The organism is Mesorhizobium sp. M0077 (assembly GCF_040322955.1).
Lineage (GTDB): Bacteria > Pseudomonadota > Alphaproteobacteria > Rhizobiales > Rhizobiaceae > Mesorhizobium.
Map to the genome: position 1 here is coordinate 1 of NZ_JAMYUL010000014.1, position 17,685 is coordinate 17,685.

The 17,685-nt window shown below is 63.8% G+C and carries 18 protein-coding genes; 13 read left to right on the plus strand and 5 right to left on the minus strand.

Annotated features, from left to right (window positions below):
• Window positions 1-316: 316 nt before the first annotated feature.
• Both NKJ57_RS23815 and sbmA read left to right on the plus strand, forming a co-directional pair.
• Window positions 317-1,432: a YbfB/YjiJ family MFS transporter gene (locus NKJ57_RS23815; RefSeq protein ID WP_023668494.1), complete on the plus strand. Its 1,116-nt coding sequence runs from the start codon at window positions 317-319 to the stop codon at window positions 1,430-1,432.
• A 115-nt stretch (window positions 1,433-1,547) separates the two neighbouring features.
• The gene (gene sbmA, locus NKJ57_RS23820; protein WP_023668493.1) at window positions 1,548-2,804 is read left to right on the plus strand and encodes a peptide antibiotic transporter SbmA; all 1,257 of its coding nucleotides are present in this window, start codon (window positions 1,548-1,550) and stop codon (window positions 2,802-2,804) included.
• A 26-nt stretch (window positions 2,805-2,830) separates the two neighbouring features.
• Here the strand turns inward: sbmA and NKJ57_RS23825 are convergent, their stop codons facing one another.
• Entirely contained in the window at window positions 2,831-3,835 is a 1,005-nt protein-coding gene (locus NKJ57_RS23825; protein WP_023834492.1) for a polysaccharide deacetylase family protein, read from the minus strand.
• 193 nt (window positions 3,836-4,028) lie between these two features.
• Between NKJ57_RS23825 and NKJ57_RS23830 the strand changes: the two genes are divergently transcribed.
• Entirely contained in the window at window positions 4,029-4,691 is a 663-nt protein-coding gene (locus NKJ57_RS23830) for a tetratricopeptide repeat protein (RefSeq protein WP_023729304.1), read from the plus strand.
• A 76-nt stretch (window positions 4,692-4,767) separates the two neighbouring features.
• Window positions 4,768-6,198 (plus strand): ribosome biogenesis GTPase Der, encoded by a 1,431-nt coding sequence (gene der / locus NKJ57_RS23835; protein ID WP_023692116.1) that lies wholly within the window; start codon window positions 4,768-4,770, stop codon window positions 6,196-6,198.
• 238 nt (window positions 6,199-6,436) lie between these two features.
• On the opposite strand, the gene NKJ57_RS23840 is transcribed toward der, so the two are convergent.
• Window positions 6,437-7,345, minus strand: a complete 909-nt coding sequence (locus NKJ57_RS23840; protein WP_023738457.1) for a LysR substrate-binding domain-containing protein — start codon at window positions 7,343-7,345, stop codon at window positions 6,437-6,439.
• A gap of 117 nt (window positions 7,346-7,462) precedes the next feature.
• On the opposite strand from NKJ57_RS23840, the gene NKJ57_RS23845 reads away from it, so the two are divergent.
• The 7 genes from NKJ57_RS23845 (at window position 7,463) to NKJ57_RS23875 (ending at window position 13,048) form a co-directional block, all read left to right on the plus strand.
• Entirely contained in the window at window positions 7,463-8,758 is a 1,296-nt protein-coding gene (locus NKJ57_RS23845) for an MFS transporter (RefSeq protein ID WP_023745507.1), read from the plus strand.
• 136 nt (window positions 8,759-8,894) lie between these two features.
• Window positions 8,895-10,079 (plus strand): cell wall hydrolase, encoded by a 1,185-nt coding sequence (locus tag NKJ57_RS23850; protein ID WP_023668487.1) that lies wholly within the window; start codon window positions 8,895-8,897, stop codon window positions 10,077-10,079.
• 265 nt (window positions 10,080-10,344) lie between these two features.
• The gene (locus NKJ57_RS23855) at window positions 10,345-10,737 is read left to right on the plus strand and encodes an AtpZ/AtpI family protein (protein ID WP_023668486.1); all 393 of its coding nucleotides are present in this window, start codon (window positions 10,345-10,347) and stop codon (window positions 10,735-10,737) included.
• 65 nt (window positions 10,738-10,802) lie between these two features.
• Window positions 10,803-11,561: a F0F1 ATP synthase subunit A gene (locus tag NKJ57_RS23860; protein ID WP_023745505.1), complete on the plus strand. Its 759-nt coding sequence runs from the start codon at window positions 10,803-10,805 to the stop codon at window positions 11,559-11,561.
• A gap of 68 nt (window positions 11,562-11,629) precedes the next feature.
• Entirely contained in the window at window positions 11,630-11,854 is a 225-nt protein-coding gene (locus tag NKJ57_RS23865; protein ID WP_006206606.1) for a F0F1 ATP synthase subunit C, read from the plus strand.
• A 92-nt stretch (window positions 11,855-11,946) separates the two neighbouring features.
• Complete coding sequence (locus tag NKJ57_RS23870; protein WP_352512927.1) at window positions 11,947-12,546, plus strand: F0F1 ATP synthase subunit B; 600 nt, start codon at window positions 11,947-11,949, stop codon at window positions 12,544-12,546.
• Window positions 12,547-12,556: 10 nt separating this feature from the next.
• Window positions 12,557-13,048 (plus strand): F0F1 ATP synthase subunit B, encoded by a 492-nt coding sequence (locus tag NKJ57_RS23875; protein WP_023668483.1) that lies wholly within the window; start codon window positions 12,557-12,559, stop codon window positions 13,046-13,048.
• Window positions 13,049-13,302: 254 nt separating this feature from the next.
• Here the strand turns inward: NKJ57_RS23875 and rnhB are convergent, their stop codons facing one another.
• A complete protein-coding gene (gene rnhB, locus NKJ57_RS23880; RefSeq protein WP_023726390.1) occupies window positions 13,303-14,001 on the minus strand; it encodes a ribonuclease HII in 699 nt (232 codons plus the stop codon).
• A gap of 154 nt (window positions 14,002-14,155) precedes the next feature.
• A complete protein-coding gene (locus tag NKJ57_RS23885; RefSeq protein ID WP_352512926.1) occupies window positions 14,156-15,310 on the minus strand; it encodes a PA0069 family radical SAM protein in 1,155 nt (384 codons plus the stop codon).
• A 150-nt stretch (window positions 15,311-15,460) separates the two neighbouring features.
• Between NKJ57_RS23885 and NKJ57_RS23890 the strand changes: the two genes are divergently transcribed.
• Window positions 15,461-15,964 carry a glycosyltransferase gene (locus NKJ57_RS23890; protein ID WP_023684377.1) on the plus strand — a complete coding sequence of 168 codons (504 nt, stop codon included), beginning with the start codon at window positions 15,461-15,463 and terminating at the stop codon, window positions 15,962-15,964.
• A gap of 252 nt (window positions 15,965-16,216) precedes the next feature.
• Window positions 16,217-17,191: a hypothetical protein gene (locus NKJ57_RS23895; protein ID WP_023709899.1), complete on the plus strand. Its 975-nt coding sequence runs from the start codon at window positions 16,217-16,219 to the stop codon at window positions 17,189-17,191.
• Here the strand turns inward: NKJ57_RS23895 and NKJ57_RS23900 are convergent.
• Window positions 17,181-17,612: a GFA family protein gene (locus tag NKJ57_RS23900; RefSeq protein ID WP_023709898.1), complete on the minus strand. Its 432-nt coding sequence runs from the start codon at window positions 17,610-17,612 to the stop codon at window positions 17,181-17,183. The two genes, NKJ57_RS23895 and NKJ57_RS23900, sit on opposite strands and share 11 nt — an antisense overlap.
• Window positions 17,613-17,685: the final 73 nt, after the last annotated feature.

The window sequence follows — 17,685 nt, forward strand, 5'->3', positions numbered from 1 at the left end:
TGATGCCAGTCTCTCGCCAAACCATCGCCGGTCCTCCGGCGGACAAGAAAACTGTCACCCATGCTATCGGTCCATTCTGTTACCTATCTATCCGGTTCGGACATAACCCCCTTCTCCCCGTCACTATATGGGGAGAAGGTGCCGGCAGGCGGGGCGGCGCGACGCCAAGTGGCCCTCGCGCCTCGGCACAGTCACGCCAACGGCCACTGTCGCCGCCGCCAAGTCTGGCCCAACGCAAGTGGATTGGTCTGATCGGTCCGCACCCTTATTGTGCGACGCAATGAACGCCGCGCCCTTACGCCTTTCTCTCGCTGGCATGATCGCCATGGCCGTTGCCATGGGCATTGGCCGTTTCGTCTACACGCCGATCCTGCCCGGAATGATGGAAGAACTGCATCTGTCGCCGGCCGATGCCGGCTGGATCGCGTCGGCCAATTATCTCGGCTACCTCGTCGGCGCGCTTGCGGCGGCAGGCGGCTGGGCGCATGGGCGCGAGCGCCTGCTGATGTTTGGCGGCCTTGCCGCCAGTGCTGCGCTCGCCGCCCTGATGGGGCTGAGCGAGACGATGACCGCCTTTGTCGTCCTCCGCTTCCTTGCCGGTCTCGCCAGCGCCTTCGTCATGGTGTTCATGGCCTCGATCGTCTTCGGTCACCTGGCAGCCGCCAACAGAAGCGACCTGCAGGCGCTGCATTTCGGCGGCGTCGGCCTCGGCATCGCGGCATCCTCAGCGCTGATGGCGGTTCTGGTCACCGAACATGCCGGCTGGGCTTCGGGCTGGCTGTGGTCGGCAGCGATTTCCGCCGGCGGCCTTGCGATGGTCGCCTTGCTCGCCGGCAGCACCGCACCTGGCCGCGGCGTGGCCGACCGCGAACCGGCACTGCCGAGGGACCGGTCGTTGGCAAAAGTCATCGTTGCCTACGGCCTGTTCGGCTTCGGCTATGTGGTGACGGCGACCTTCCTGGTCGCCATCGTGCGCCAGGGCGGCGGCGGCCGCGTCTTCGAGGCAAGCGTCTGGATGGTCACCGGCCTTGCCGGCTTTCCCTCGGTCTGGCTGTGGCAGAAGGTAGCGGCACGGATCGGGCTTTATACCGCCTATGCCGTGGGCTGCCTGGTCGAGGTGGTCGGCGTCACCGCCAGCGTCGCCATCGGCGGCACCGCCGGGCCGCTGCTGGCGGGCGTCCTGCTCGGCGGCACCTTCATCGCCATCACCGCGCTCGGCCTGCAGACGGCAAGGCAGCTCGTGCCGGAGGCGCCGCGCCGGATTTTTGCGCTGATGACCGCTTCCTTCGGCATCGGCCAGATCGTCGGCCCGATCGTCGCCGGACTGCTGGCGCAAGCCTCGGGCAACTTCTTCCTGGCCTCGATCGTCGCTGCTGGCGTATTGCTGGTATCTGCTGGGATCACCTGGTCGGCCGCGCCAAAATCGCCATGATTGTGGTCTTGCTCGATGCCGGGCATCGGGTACGGGCATTTGCTTTCCACCTAATGTGTGACTTTATGCCCGCTGAACCCCGCTGATTTGCGCACCGACCGAGGATTTCACCACAGTGTTCGTATCCTTCTTCCCGCAGCCGAAGCTGTTTTTCACCTCGGCCGCCGTCTGGAGCCTTTTGCTCATCATAATTTGGTTTTTCGGCGGCCAAGAGCTGGGTACCCTGATTGGGCTTGCTCCGGTGGCAGCCGACACGCCCGTTGGCGTTGAAGTCTTTTGGTCTGACCCGTTCGTCTGGTTCTACCTATACTACGGCACGGGCGTAGCGCTTTTCGCTGGCTTTTGGAGGTGGTATTCACCCCATCCTTGGCAGAACTGGTCGATCCTTGGGTCCGCGCTCATTCTCTTCGTGATCTATTTCCAGGTTCAAGTGGATGTAGCCTTTAACGCTTGGTACGGACCGTTCTACGATCTCATACAGCGGGCGCTCGGCAAGGCGTATTCGACAACGCCGTGGGATTTCTACAGCCAACTGCTGACCATCTCCTGGGTCGCTGGATTGGCCGTTGCCGTGGGTGTCCTTAACCTATTTTTTGTGAGCCATTGGATCTTCCGCTGGCGCACGGCGATGAATGAATACTACATGTTCTATTGGGACAGGCTTCGCACTATCGAAGGAGCGTCGCAGCGTGTCCAGGACGACACCATGCGCTTTTCCACGACGATGGAAGCACTCGGTGTGAATTTGGTCCGCTCGGTAATGACGCTGATCGCATTCTTGCCCGTTCTCCTCGTTCTGTCGAAAAATGTAACTGAATTGCCAATCGTCGGAGAGGTCCCTTACTCCCTAGTGGTGGTAGCGATTGTTTGGTCGATTTTTGGGACTACTTTCTTGGCGCTCGTCGGCATCAAGTTGCCAGGCCTCGAATTCCGTAACCAGCGCGTCGAGGCTGCCTATCGAAAAGAACTTGTTTATGGTGAAGATGATCCGAATCGTGCTCGGCCGCCCACTGTCGCCGAACTATTTAACAACGTGCGGCGAAATTACTTTAGGCTTTACTTCCACTACATGTATTTCAATGTGGCTCGCATATTCTATCTTCAGATAGATAATATATTCCCTTATATAGTATTGGTCCCAACGATGGTGGCCGCCAAAATCAGTTTGGGTCTATTGAACCGAATTCTCGATGCCTTCGGGCAAGTGCGCTCCTCGTTCCAATATCTCGTCAATGCGTGGACAACGATTGTCGAGCTTCTGTCCATTTACAAGCGCCTGCGTGCCTTCGAGGCAATTATCCACGGCGAGCCGCTTCCCGATATCGATCGTCGTTTCCTCGCGCGCCAGGCAAAGGAACCCGACCCGGCTTGATCCTATCTGCATAGACGGTTGGCGGCTCAGCCGCCCACCGCCGCCTGCCTCTCGCTACCACGTTGCCGCTGCACATAATCGCGAAAACTGATGCACTCGACATCTGATTTGACGCAGTTTTCGCCGGCAAAGCGCTCCAGCGCGTCCCAGTAGGCGCCGTTGTTCATCGGCGTGAAGTGGAAGCTGAGCACCAGCGGGATGCGCTTGCCCTGATATTGCCTGTCGAAGGCGGCGCGGAACGCCTGGTACGTCCGCTCGGTGAAGTCTGCCGCCTGGCTTGGCCGCTCGAAGCCGCCGGAATGCCTGACATAGAGATTGTAGTCCATGGCGATCACCAGCCTACCATCAGGGCCTTCCGGGATCTGCGGCAGCGAAAAGCGGGTCAAGCCGCCGCCGGTCGGCGGCTCGACCGGGCCTTTCGAAACGCCGCTGGCATCATAGTGGTAGCCGGCTTCAGGCAGGGCCTCATAGAGCCCTTTGCTGGTCGAGAGGTACGGCGCGCGAAAGCCGACAACGGCATGGGCAATATCGCGCCATCCCTTGGGCTCGGGTTCAATACCGTTGATCGCATAGGCGTTTTCCAGAATGCGCTCGAACGAGGCGAATTCCTTCAGCCAGTCGGCCTTGCTCCAGTCCTTGCCGTCGAAATGGCCGCAGCCATGGCTGGCGATGTCGTGGCCTTCCGAAGCGGCGAGCCCGATCTGATCGAGCCGATCGGCGACGTCCTGCTTCGAAGCGGCAAAGCCGATGTTGGATTTGCCCGCGGACTTGGCCGGAGCTGTGTAGTCGGCCCGCGTCTGCGGCGACAGCAGGAAGACGCAGGACAAAAAGTAGGTGAAATGCGCGCCGGTGCGCTTGGCCAGCGCCCGGCTGCGCTGCCATTGCGAGATCTCCCGGGCGCTATCGAACGAGATGATGACGATTTGCTTCGGCTTTGCCGGGGCAGGCGGCGCCGGCGGGTCGGCGAAAGCCGCACCAGCCATGGCAAGCACGGCTGAGGAAAACGCAACAACGCGGGACAAACGTGGCATCGGCAATCTGGGCTTGATCTGGAGGCAGTCCAAGCCGGCTATCGGCAAAATGTGGCGTGGGTGCGATCAACGTCGGCAGCTATGCGCCCGGCGATTAGCCGATTTTCCTGCCGAGCCCCTTCCATGCCCGCGAAATTTCGCTAAAACGCGGGCTCAAGAAGCGCCCCTGTTAGGGCAGCAATGGTTTTGATTGATGTCCGACGACAGTTTTATCCGCGAAGTCAACGACGAGATCCGTCGCGAGCAGGCGCAGGCGCTATGGGACCGCTTTGGTCCGGCGATCCTTGGCCTCGCCATCCTGGTGGTGCTTGGCACCGCCGCCTTCGTCGGCTACCGCTATTGGGACGAGACGCGCGCCAACCGCTCCGGCGATGCCTTCTCGCAGGCGCTGAAGCTTGCCAATGACGGCAAGAGCGACGAGGCGCTGACCGCCCTCGAACAGCTGGAAAAGGACGGCTACGGCGCCTATCCGCTGCTCGCCCGCATGCGCGCGGCGACCGTCAAGGCCGACAAGGGCGACTTTGCCGCCGCCGTCGCCGATTTCGATGGCGTCGCCGCCGACAACGCCATTCCCCAGGGCATTCGCGACATGGCGCGCCTGCGGGCCGCCCTGCTGCTCGTCGATCACGGCTCCTTCGCCGACGTCTCCAGCCGCGTCGAGGCGCTGACCGCCGACAACAACACGCTGCGCCACACAGCGCGCGAAGCGCTCGGCCTTGCCGCCTGGAAGGAAGGCAAGACCCAGGATGCGCTGAAACTGTTCGACCAGATCGCCGCCGATGACGGCGCCCCGCGCAACGCGCGCCAGCGGGCGACGCTGATGTCGGAATTGATCCGCGGCTCGGGCGCGTCATGATACGCATCGCCCAAAGCCTGCCCTCGGGCCTGACCCAAGGGCGCGCTGCGGTTTGGGCGATGATATGGATAGCCGGATGAGCTTCAAAGTCGCCATTATCGGCCGGCCCAATGTCGGCAAATCGACGCTTTTCAACCGATTGGTGGGACGGAAGCTGGCGCTTGTCGACGACACGCCGGGCGTCACCCGCGACCGTCGCGTCCACGCGGCCAAACTCTACGATCTGCATTTCGATGTCATCGACACCGCCGGTTTCGAAGACGCCGCCGCCTCGACGTTGCCCGGCCGCATGCGCGCGCAGACCGAGATCGCGATCCGCGAAGCCGACCTGATCTTCTTCACCATCGACGCCAAATCAGGCCTTTTGCCCGACGACCGCACCTTTGCCGAGATCGTGCGCAAATCCGGCAAGCCGGTCGTGCTGGTCGCCAACAAGGCCGAGGCCAAGGGCGCCCAGGGCGGCATGCTGGAGGCCTGGGAACTCGGCCTCGGCGAGCCGATCCCGGTCTCGGCCGAGCACGGCCAGGGCATGCCCGATCTGCGCGACGCGGTGATCGAGGCGCTGGGCAAAGACCGCGCCTTCGGCGAGGAAGAAGACGAGGCCGAGGACGTCGCCGCCAGCGAGGTGCTGATCGGCGAGGACATCACCGATCCCGACGCCGAACCTGCCTATGACGACACCAAGCCGATGCGCATCGCCGTCGTCGGCCGTCCCAATGCCGGCAAGTCGACGCTGATCAACGCGCTGATCGGCGAGGAGCGGCTTTTGACCGGCCCGGAAGCCGGCATCACCCGCGATTCCATCTCGGTCGACTGGGACTGGCATGGCCGTCGCCTAAAACTGTTCGACACTGCCGGCATGCGCCGCAAGGCCAGGATCCACGAAAAGCTGGAAGTGATGTCGGTGCAGGACGGTCTGCGCGCCATCCGCTTTGCCGAGATCGTCATCATCGTGCTCGACGCCACCATCCCATTCGAGAAGCAGGACCTCCAGATCGCCGACCTGATCATCCGCGAGGGCAGGGCGCCGGTCATCGCCTTCAACAAATGGGACCTGATCGACAATCCGCAGGAACTGCTGGCCGAATTGCGCGAAAAGACCACACGGCTTTTGCCGCAAGTGCGCGGCATCCAGGCGGTGACGGTTTCGGCCGAGACCGGGCGCAGCCTCGACAAGCTGATGGATGCCGTCATCAAGACGCACAAGGTGTGGAACAGCCGCGTTTCCACCGGCAAGCTCAACCGCTGGCTGGAAAGCATTCTTGCGCATCATCCGCCGCCCGCCGTCGCCGGACGCCGGCTCAAGGTCAAATACGTCACCCAGGCCAAGACCCGGCCGCCGGGTTTCGTCGTCCAGTGCTCGCGGCCCGACGCGATGCCGCAATCCTATGTCCGCTACCTCTCCAACAGCCTGCGCGAAGCCTTCGACATGCCCGGCGTGCCGATCAGGATAGCGCTGCGGACTTCGGACAACCCGTTCGCGGGGAGAGCGAACAAGCGCAAGTGAGCGGTGACGGTTGCGAAATTCTCCGCAAGATTGGCGGGGCACACCCCCCTCTGCCCTGCCGGGCATCCCCCTCAAGGGGGGAGATCAGCAGCCGCTGCGGCCGTTCTCACCTTGCAAGATCAAAAATTGGCGAAAGCGTTGATGACAGCAATCTCCCCCCTTGAGGGCCCTTGAGGGGGAGATGTCCGGCAGGACAGAGGGGGGTGTGACGGAACGCGACACCGGGTGATCACCGCGTCTAAGCGACCTCTCTCAACCGCTCGTCCTGCGGCAGCGCCGCCACCGCCGCCTGCCACAAAATATCCGCCAGCCGCGTCGCCACCGGGTCCAGTTCGGCGTCTTTCTGGTGCATCACCAGCGCCATGGTTGGCAGCGCGGGTAAGCCCAACGTTTGCGGTGCCATCGTCCTGACATTGGCCGGCAGGCCGATATCCGTGCGGATGGTCAGGCCGAGGCCGGCGGCGACCGCCGCCCAGATGCCGCCAAGGCTGGGGCTGGAGAAGGCCATCCGCCATGGCAGGCCGGCGCGGTCGAGCGTTTCCGTCGTCACTGTGCGCAGCAGGCATGGCGCTTCCAGCGCCACCAGCGGCAGTGCCTCGCCCTCGCGTAGCCTGGTCTCGATCAGCTTTGCCGGCCCGATCCAGCGCAATTGCGCGTCGCCGACATGCCGGCTGTAAGGCAGCGCCTGGCCGCTGTCCCAGGCCAGCGCAATGTCGAGATTGCCTGATGTGATCCGCTCGGCGAGTTCATAGCTGCGCCCGATCCGCGCCTCGATCTTGACCTTGGGGTGCGCGCGGGCGAAGCGTCCGAGCACCTCCGGCAGCACCGCCTCGCCGAAATCCTCCTGCAAGCCGAGCCTGACCCAGCCTTCCAGTTCCACGTCGTGGATGGCCGAGGCCGCCTCGTCGTTCAACTCGAGCAGCCGCCTGGCATAGCCGAGCATGGTTTCGCCGGCTTCGGTCAACGCCAGTCCGCGGCCCGACTTGCGGAAGATCGGCGTCGCCGCCTGGTCCTCCAACTTCTTCAGTTGCGCGCTCACCGCCGAGGTCGAGCGGCCAAGCCGGTCGGCGGCCTTGGCGAAGCTGCCGAGTTCCATGCCGGTGACGAAGCTTCGGAGGACATCGAGGTCGAAGGTTACGCGGCGCATCACAACGATCCTGTTTTTCGGGAACAATTGTCAAAAACTTCCCGATATTCGGGATGAAGTTATGGCGGTAAAGACGAGGCGTCAAGGTCCCGAAAGGGCATCAACAGGAGTCCCGCCATGTCGATCGCCGACGCAAATTGTGAGCCAGGCCGGGTTGGCCGAGCCGCCGCCGTCACGTCGAAGGCTGAACGATTTCGCGCCAATCATCGCTGGAAGGTGCTTGGCATCGGCGTTGCCGCCAATGCCAGTTTCTCCGCCACCTTCGCCGGCATACCGGCGGCGGCGGTGTTTCTGCGGTCGGGCTATCACTTGAGCAATGGCAATCTCGGCCTGGTCCTCGGTCTTCTCGGACTGGGCGTTGCCTTGAGCGAACTGCCCTGGGGTCTGCTCACCGACCGCTGGGGCGATCGCGGCGTGCTATTGACCGGCCTTGGTGCGACCGCGGCGTGGCTCGCCCTGATGGCGTTGTTCATCGTGCCCTCAGTGACCTATGTGCCTGGCGTCGCAATGCTGGCCGCATGCCTTCTGGTCACCGGCCTGCTCGGCGGCAGCGTCAACGGTTCCAGCGGCCGCGCCATCATGGCCTGGTTCCACGAAGGCGAACGTGGCTTTGCCATGAGCATCAGGCAGACCGCGGTGCCGCTCGGCGGCGGGCTCGGCGCGCTGGTCCTGCCGTCGCTGGCATCGGTGCACGGTTTCGCGGCGGTCTTCGGGCTGCTGGCCGCCATGAACGCCGTCTCTGCGCTGTTTGCCTGGCGATGGCTGCACCAGCCGCCGGAACTGGACAATGCCGGCAGCATGGCCGTGGCAAAGTCGGGCGGTCCGGCGCCGCTGCGCAATGTCGAGGTCTGGCGCATCGCCACCGCCATCGGCCTGCTCTGCTTTCCGCAAGTGGCGGTGCTCACCTTCGCCTCCGTCTTCCTGCACGATTTCGCCGGCATGGCCACGCTCACGATCAGCGCCAGCCTTGCCGCGGTGCAGACCGGCGCGATGGTGATGCGCGTCTGGAGCGGCCGCTTCACCGACCGCCATGGCAACCGCCGCTGGTTCCTGCGCCTCTGCAGCATGACGAGCGCGCTTGGCTTCGCGGCCGTCGGCCTGCTGGTCCTGGCGGCAGGAGCCACGCCAGACGCCCATGCCGCGTTGATCCCGGCGATCGACGTGCTGCTGGTCGTTGCCGGCATTTCGGTCTCCGCCTGGCATGGCGTCGCCTACACCGAACTCGCCACGCTTGCCGGCGCCAGCCGCGCCGGAACCGCGCTCGGTCTTGCCAACAGCTTCGTCTTCATCGCCTTCTTCGTGGTGCCGACCGCCATTCCGGCTTTGCTGCTCATCTGGTCGTGGCCTGGCGTCTGGCTGGTGGGCGCGCTCTGCGCCATGATTGCATGGCCAATTTTCCTGCGGCCGAACTGACGGGTTGCCGGTCGGCAAACGGCGTCCCATTTCGGGCCGCTTCGGAAAAACACGATCAACCGCGTTAACCCCGCATCAAGGTTAATGCTTCACTTTGGCTCTCCAGTGGCTCAGTGGCGTTTCTGGAGAGTTCCCCGTGCATCGACGTGTCCTGAAGCGGCTGGCCGCCGCCGCCGGTGAGAAAAAACGTTCCTTCGTATCGCCATTGGTCATCGGGCTCGGCATCTGGATCGGCTTTCCAACTGTCGTCGCCTACCAGGACATGGGCAGCTTGATTTCCGGCCTCGAAGCTTCGGGCACCCGCTGGAACTCTTATGTCGAGCGCTCCGTCGCCGGCTCGGTTCATGCCGCCGAAATGCCTTTCATCGATTCCGTCACCACCGGTTCGCTCTCGGGCTCGGGCGTGCGCCTGCCCGGCGTCGGCAAGGTCTCGTTTCGCGGCAAGGGCAATGTCGCCGGCATCACGCCCGACGAGGACCGCATCATGCGCGCCGACAAGAAGGGCCGCATCATCCAGGTCTCGCCGGTGGCGCCGCCGAAGAACTTCAATGCCGGCTCAATCTTTCAGCGCACGTCCTCGCTGCTGCGGCCGAGCATGGACAGCGGCCTGAAGCTCGCCTTCGCCAAGCCCGGCATCAAGGGCAAGGAAATCCAGATCGCCCAGGCCTTCCATACCAATGTGGACAAGAAGCCCGATCCCGGCGTGCCGGCCATGCTTGCCGCGTTGGTCAACAATGACAGACCGGACGTGCTGGCCACCGCCTATGCCCAGGCCGAACCCGATTACGCCAAGGCCTCACCCTTCGAAGCGCTGCTGCAGGACGAGGAGCCGAGCAGCGGGCGCTTCATTCCGCCGATGGCCAAGGGTGACCACTCGTGGATCCAGAACCCGCTGCCGGCCAGCGTCTTCTCCACGAAGGAGCAGGCCTGCCTCGCCAACGGCATCTATTTCGAGGCGCGCGGCGAATCCGTGCGCGGCCAGGCCGCCGTCGCGCAGGTCATTCTCAACCGCGTCCGCAATCCGGCCTATCCGAACTCGATTTGCGGCGTCGTCTACCAGAACGACAACTGGCTGAACCGCTGCCAGTTCTCCTTCGCCTGCGACGGCCGCAAGAAGCGCATCGAGAGCCCCGCCCATTACAAGACCGCGCAGGACGTCGCGATGGCGGTCACCGCCGGCAAGATATTCATTCCCGAAGTCGGCTCATCGACCCACTACTACGCCAACTACGTCCATCCGGGCTGGGCGCGCACGATGCAGAAGATGACCAAGATCGGCCTGCATATCTTCTACCGCACCTATGGCGGCGGCTGGAGCTGAGCCCTTCGGCTTGCCTGTCGCAAACGAACCGCAAAGGCCCTGGAAGCCGAAATCGGACAACGGTCGCCGGACGGATTCGGGGCATGTGCCGACCCGATAGTGCCGGGCACGATGTCGCACCTCGCCAAGTGATTGATTCCAATAGAAAAAATACATGGCTTTGAAGTCCCGCCCGTGGCTTGACGGGCGCAAACCCTCTAACTATGTTGCCGGCGACTTTAGAAGCGGACGGACGGTGACGGTCTGACCGGGCAGGGGGGTTACGATGGCCGACAAGAACGGGCCAGACGGAACCGGAGAAACCGGCCGCGGCAGCAAGCACGAGGCCGACATCCGCGACGAAGATCTCGAACGCCGCCGGCGTGAGCTTGGAGCATCGCTTGCGACAAGACGGCCGGATCAGCTCGAGGGGAATGACGGCGCGAAGGCGACGGCCGGATATGGCCAGGCGCTCAAGCTGTCCAGCGAGTTCATCGCCGGGATAGTGGTGGGTGTGGGCCTTGGCTGGTTTCTGGATCGCGTGGCGGGAACCTCGCCATGGGGTCTGGTCGTCGGCTTGTTGCTGGGCTTTGGCGCCGGCGTGCTCAATGTCCTGCGTTCGTCAGGTGTTGTGGCGGAATTCGGAAAAAGCGAGAAGTCGCACGATCCGAAAGAATGAAATGGCGCGCCGCCAATGGCGCACAAGGACACTTAAGGCCGCTCGCGGTTTTGACGGGGATGTAAATGGCTGCTGACAAGGTCGATCCGATCCACCAGTTCCATATCGTCAAGCTGATTCCGATCAATATCGGCGGCTATGACCTGTCCTTCACCAATTCGGCTCTGTTCATGGTCGCGACCGTGCTCGTCGCATCGGCGTTTCTGTACCTCTCGACCTCCAGCCGCAGCCTTGTTCCCGGGCGCCTGCAGTCGGTTTCGGAAATGGGCTATGAGTTCGTCTCCAACATGCTGCGCGACGCCGCCGGAACGCAGGGCATGAAGTTCTTCCCCTTCGTGTTCTCGCTGTTCATGTTCGTGCTGGTCGCCAACCTGCTTGGCCTTTTCCCTTACTTCTTCACCGTCACCAGCCACATCATCGTCACCTTCGGCCTCGCAGCCCTGGTGATCGGAACCGTCGTTGTCTACGGCTTCACGAAGCACGGTCTGGGCTTCCTCAAGCTCTTCGTGCCGCACGGCGTTCCGGTGTTCCTGTTACCGCTGGTGGTGCTGATCGAGGTGATCTCCTTCGTGTCGCGCCCGGTCAGCCTCTCGGTTCGTCTGTTCGCCAACATGCTGGCCGGCCACATCACCCTGAAGGTGTTTTCGGGCTTCGTCGTCAGCCTGAGCGCGCTCGGCGCCGTCGGCGTTGCCGGTTCGGTGTTGCCGCTGGCCATGGCAGTCGCGCTGACCGCGCTGGAATTGCTGGTCGCTTTCCTGCAGGCCTACGTCTTTGCGGTGCTGACCTGCATGTATCTGAACGACGCCCTGCATCCCGGGCACTGACCTTAGAATTTCCGGCATCTTTCGCCGGATGGAATTGCAACGGAATTACAGATCCAAAGGAGTTCAAAATGGACGCAGAAGCAGCAAAGTACATCGGCGCCGGTATCGCTTGCCTGGGCATGGGCGGCGCGGGCATTGGCCTCGGCAACATCTTCGGCAGCTACCTGGCGGGCGCCCTGCGCAATCCGTCGGCCGCCGATGGCCAGTTCGGCCGCCTGATTTTCGGCTTCGCCGTGACCGAAGCTCTGGGCATTTTCTCGCTTCTCATCGCGCTTCTCGCCCTGTTCGGCTGAGCCCCTGTTCGGCCAATTATCGGTCGGACGAGCATTGGGAAGAATTGGCTGGCCGCATTCCTGCGGCCATGCCTGATATGAGGGGATAGTCCATGTTCGTGACATCTGCGTTTGCGCAAGAGTCCGCACCCGCCGCTGAAGGCGCCCACACCGGTACGGAAGGCGACACGCATTCCGGCACCGGCGTGCCTGCCGAGGCGCACGGCACGTTCCCGCCATTCGATCCGGCGACGTTTCCGTCCCAGCTTCTGTGGCTGGCGATCACGTTCGGGCTGTTCTATTTGTTCCTGAAGAAGGTGGTGATGCCGCGCCTTGGCGGCATCATCGACGTCCGCAGCGATCGCATCACGCAGGACCTCGACCAGGCCGCCAAGCTGAAGGGCGAGGCCGACGCCGCCGTTGCCGCTTACGAGCAGGAACTGGCGGAAGCCAAGGCCAAGGCCAACGCGATCGGCCAGCAGGCCAACGACGCTGCCAAGGCTGAAGCCGAGGCTGCCCGCAAGAAGGTCGAGGCCGCCCTCGACAAGAAGCTCGGCGAGGCCGAGGCCAGCATTGCTTCCATCAAGGCCAACGCCATGAAGGAAGTCGGCATGATTGCCGAGGACACCGCTTCAGCCATCGTCGATGCGCTTGTCGGCGGCAAGACGAGCAAGGCCGAGATCTCGGCTGCGGTCAAATCCGTGGCCCGGTGAGGAGCACATCATGGACGCCACATCTCTCGCAACGCTTTGGGCAACGGTTGCCCTCGTCATTTTCCTCGGCGTTGCCGTTTACATCAAGGTGCCAGGCCTGATCGCCAAGTCGCTCGACGCCCGTGCGACCAAGATCAGCGACGAGCTTGCGGAAGCCCGCCGGTTGCGCGAAGAGGCCCAGCAACTGCTCGGCCAATACCAGAAGAAGCGCAAGGAAGCCGAGCAGGAGGCCGCAGCCATCGTCGCTGCCGCCAAGCGCGAGGCCGACATGCTTGCCGCCGAGGCGCACAAGAAGACCGAAGACTATGTCACCCGTCGCACTGCGCTTGCCGAGCAGAAGATCGGCCAGGCCGAGCGCGAAGCCGTCGCCGAAGTGCGCGCCAGCGCCGTCGACATCGCCGTCGAGGCGGCCCGCACGCTGCTTGCCGGCAAGATCGACGCCAAGGCCGGCGCCGACCTGTTCAAGTCCGCGCTGCAGGACGTGAAGGCCAGGCTGAACTGAGCGGGGTTAACTCGCTGACATCAAGCCGCCCGGGCAACCTGGCGGCTTTTTTGTTGAGCGGCGACGGAGATTGGCGAAGGCGGTGGTGCGCCTGATCTCCCCCTCGAGGGCCCTCGAGGGGGGGATGTCGCCAAAGGCGACAGAGGGGGTCCGTTCGACCAGGCGCGACGCTCTTTCTGCGACCAAGAAGGGCTAGCACTTCACGCGCGCGACCCCCTCTGGCCTGCCGGCCATCTCCCCCTCAAGGGGGGAGATTAGCTGTCCAACCCGACAAACCCTTCTTCTTCCACCACCTCAACCCCACCCAGCCTGAACGGCGCGAATGATGCCCGGTGCAGCCTTGCCACCGGCCCATGCGCTTCGATCGCGGTGCGGTGCCGCACGGTGGCGTAGCCCATATGGACCTCGAACCCGTAGCGCTCGTGATGGCTGCCGCAGCCGCACATCATGCGGTCGCGCATCACCTTGGCGACGATCGAGGCGGCGGCGATCGATTGCGAGCGCTGGTCGCCCTTGATCAGCGCGCGGCCTTCGCAGAGGAGGCCCGGCGGCACATCGCGGCCATCGGCCAGCGCCAGCTTCGCCTGGATCGGCAGGCCGGCAAGGGCGCGGCGCATGGCTTCCAGGCTGGCCTTGAGGATGTTGCTGCCGTCAATGCCTTCGGCGCTGACCGAGGCCATCGACACGCCGAGCGCTGACCCCAGGATTTTCAGGAACAGCGCCTCGCGCTGCAAATGGTTGAGCCGTTTGGAATCGTCGAGCCCGTCGGGAATGTTGGCGGGATCGAGGATCACGGCCGCCGCCACCACCGGCCCGGCCAGCGGACCGCGGCCGGCCTCGTCCATGCCTGCCACCGGCCACAGGCCTTCCGCCATCGCCTTCGTCTCGAAGGAGAAGTCGGGCTTTTCGACGATTTCGAAAAGAAGCGGAGAATCGGAACGTGCGCGAGCCATGTTGCGGCGAGGTTCGCATCGGCTCCGATTCTCCGCAAGTCCCTCCAAGGTCGAGTGGGGCAAGACCGGGAGGGCACCGTCTGCAGGCCGGGGGACAGGCCGGACGGGATTCTTGGGTCGCCTGACAGCCACGAGGGCAGGGCAGGCGCTACTCTCAGAGCAGCATCAGCTGCTCGGTCGCCTTGGCGGCGGCGACAAACTGGTCGGTTCGGAGCGTGCGCCGCTCGGCGTTGAGGCCGAGCCGCTTGGCCGTGATCTCGAAGCGCCGGCCGATCTGCCAGGCATAGGGGCCGGCGCCTTTCATCCGCTTGCCCCATTCCGAATCATAGTCCTTGCCGTCGCGCATCGAACGGATCAGCGACATCACGTGCCGATAGCGGTCGGGATAATGGCGCAGCAGCCAGTCCTTGAAGATCGGCGCCACCTCGAGCGGCAGGCGCAGGATGACATAGCCGGCCTCGCGGGCGCCTGCGGCGCGTGCCGAATCGAGGATGCGCTCCATCTCCTGGTCGGTCAGGCCGGGAATGATCGGCGCCACCATGACAGAGGCCGGAATGCCGGCATCGGAAAGCTGCCGGATCGCCTCAAGCCGCTTGGTCGGCGTCGACGCGCGTGGCTCCATGGTGCGCGCCAGCATGCGGTCCATCGTTGTCACCGACAGCGCCACCTTGGCCAAGCCCCGTTCGGCCATGCGCGACAAGATGTCGATGTCGCGCGTCACCAGATGGGATTTGGTGACGATGCCGACCGGATGGCCGCGCGCCTCCAGCACTTCGAGGATCTCGCGCATAACCCGGTATTGTTTCTCGATCGGCTGGTAGGGATCGGTGTTGGTGCCGATCGCGATGGTGCGCGGCTGATAGCCATCCTTCGACAGTTCCTTGTCGAGCAGCCGCGCCGCATCCGGCTTGGCAAACAGCTTCGCTTCGAAATCCAGCCCCGGCGACAGGCCCATGAAGGAATGCGTCGGCCGGGCGAAACAATAGACGCAGCCATGCTCGCAGCCGCGATAGGGGTTGATCGAGCGGTCGAAGGAAATGTCGGGCGATTCGTTGCGGGTGATGATGGTGCGCGGCTTCTCGACCTGCACTTCGGTCTTGAACGGCGGCAATTCCTCCAGCGAATTCCAGCCGTCGTCGAACACATCCCGGCTGACCGGCTCGAACCGGCCGGACGGGTTGATGCCCGCGGAACGGCCGCGGTTGCGATCCGGACGGACGCGCATGCCGCTCTGTTCGATCATCGCATTGGCCATCTCGGCTCGCCCTGCTCCGAAAGCAGCAATGTCCGCACGCACGATATGTTCCATTTTGGCCCTTTCCCAAGGACTGTCGGCTGGCTGTCGAATCGCTCTGTTCATGAAAATAATCCTATTTCGCTGATGAGAACAAAGCAAGAACTTTTTCGTTGGGCCATGCAAAACTGGCGCTGCGCCGGGCTTTCCGCTATTCGGCTAAAAATGCTCAGCGTTCTCATCGAAACCCGGGATGACGAAGAAGGCCTTGCCCGCACGCTCGCCTCGTTGATCGGCGGCGCGGTCGAGGGCGTGGTGCGCGATGTCATCGTCTGCGACACCGGCTCGACCGACCAGACGCATCGGGTTGCCGATCATGCCGGCTGCCACTTCGTGGCCGGCGGCATTGCCGCGGGAATCAGGCAGGCGAAGGGTGACTGGCTGCTGTTTCTGGAACCCGGCGCAAGGCTGGCGGAGGGCTGGATCGACGACGTTGTCGCTCACACGGCGCGGCAAACCATGCCGGCGCGCTTTTCCCGTGCGCGCGGCAGCCGCACGCCGTTCCTGTCACGGGTGTTTTCGGGCAACCGGGCGCTGGCCGAAGGGCTGGTCATCAGCAAGCGCCAGGCCGCTGCCCTGTCGAAGAACGCGCACAGCGCCGAAGCCCTTGCGCGCGGTCTCGCCACCAGGCGGCTCGACGCCGAAATCTGGCTGGCGCCGAAGAAGTGATGTTTCTCCCTTTTCCCGTTCCCAGGGAGAAGGGTGCCCGAAGGGCGGATGAGGGGCAGCGTCGGCGTCTCATCCGCATTGGCACGGTCGCAGCACCATCCCTCTTTTTCGCCGCAAAAACCTATTGTGCATTGCACAAAAGCTGACGCGGGATTAGCATTCCGTTGATGCGGGATATCGGGGTTTGGGTAGTGCCGGAGCGGTAAGCAAGCGCCGCGTCGTCGTTGCTGCCGTTCATATCTGAGGACCCCGATGAACCTTTCGTCCCCTGACAAATCCGGCGCCCCCAGTCTGGAAGCCATTGCCCGCAACGGCAGCCTGCTCCGCCGCATTGCGGTGCGTATCCCGACCTATCTGTCCGACCTGCGCGAAAATCCCGCATGGCTGCCGATGTTCGTGCTTGCCCGCACCATGCCGGCGCGCAAACTGCACTGGCTTGGCGCCAAAGCCGCGCGCCCCGCGCAGAGTGCCGGAGCGACGATGTTCAGGGGCGTCGACCTCAAGTCGATCGTCGCGGCGCTGCGCGCCGATGGCCTGTTCTCCGGACTGGTCCTTCCGCAGGCAATCCACGAAGAGATCGCCAGCTTTGCTCAGAGCACGCCGTGCTTCGGCAATTTCGACCGCCGGCTCGAATTCATGCCCGGAGAACACGCAGAAGCCGAGAAGCGGTTCGGCCGCTCTTTGCTCAGCGGACACTATTTCGAGCGCATCCTCGGCTGCAAGGCGGCACTCGCCATCCAGAACGACCCGCTGCTGCTCGACATCGCCCAGCACTATCTGGGCGGGCAGGCAAAGCTGATCACCACGCGTGTCTGGTGGAGCTTTCCGACCGGCGAGGCTTCCGACGCCGACAAGAACCTTGCCTCGCTCGGCAAATATCATTTCGATCTCGACGACTGGCGGATGCTGAAATTCTTCTTCTATCTCAAGCCCTGCGATGCCGGCACCGGCCCGCATGTCTATGTCAAAGCCAGCCACAACAGGCGCAGCCTCAAGCACCAGCTGACGCTGCTGGTCGGCCATCCGGCGCAAGACGTGCTCAAGGTCTATGGCGACGACAGCCCGGTCACGCTGACCGGCGAGGCCGGCCTCGGCTTCGTCGAGGACCCGTTCGGCTTCCACATGGGCACCGTGCCGTCCACCACGCCACGGCTGATGATGGAGGTCGGCTTCGGCGTCTCGCCGCCCTCGCGCCGCCGCTTCCACGGCGAGCCGGTCATCCGCTGACGCCGGAGCGGATCTCGACCGGCATCCAGCGCGCTTGCCGCCGGGCAATGCGACCCTCTTTGTTCTCGGCATCATAGTCCATTGGGACCGGCTCGCGGTTGAACCGCGGCCGGTCATCCAGCGCATTGACGATGACGATCGCTCTCGGTTCGCCGTCGGTGGTCACAGCAGCGACATAGACGCCGCAGTCCCGGCAGATGAGATAATCGGCGGTGCGCAATCCGAACCGGTATCGGTGCAGCCGCGCCTCGTCCTCGACCGAGACGATCAATCGGCCCTGCGGATCGGCAGCGGCGCGCGAACCATGCCGGACACAGAACGCGCACTGGCAGGCGCGGATCTCCACCTCGGCCGGCTCGATTCCCGTTTCGAACGTCAGGTGGATGTTGCCGCAATGGCAGCCGCCGCGGTGCGCGCTCATTGGATCTCTTCCGTCTTGACTTGGCGACAGACTATCCGCCCGACGACCCGGAGGAAATGACCTCTCGAAGGCG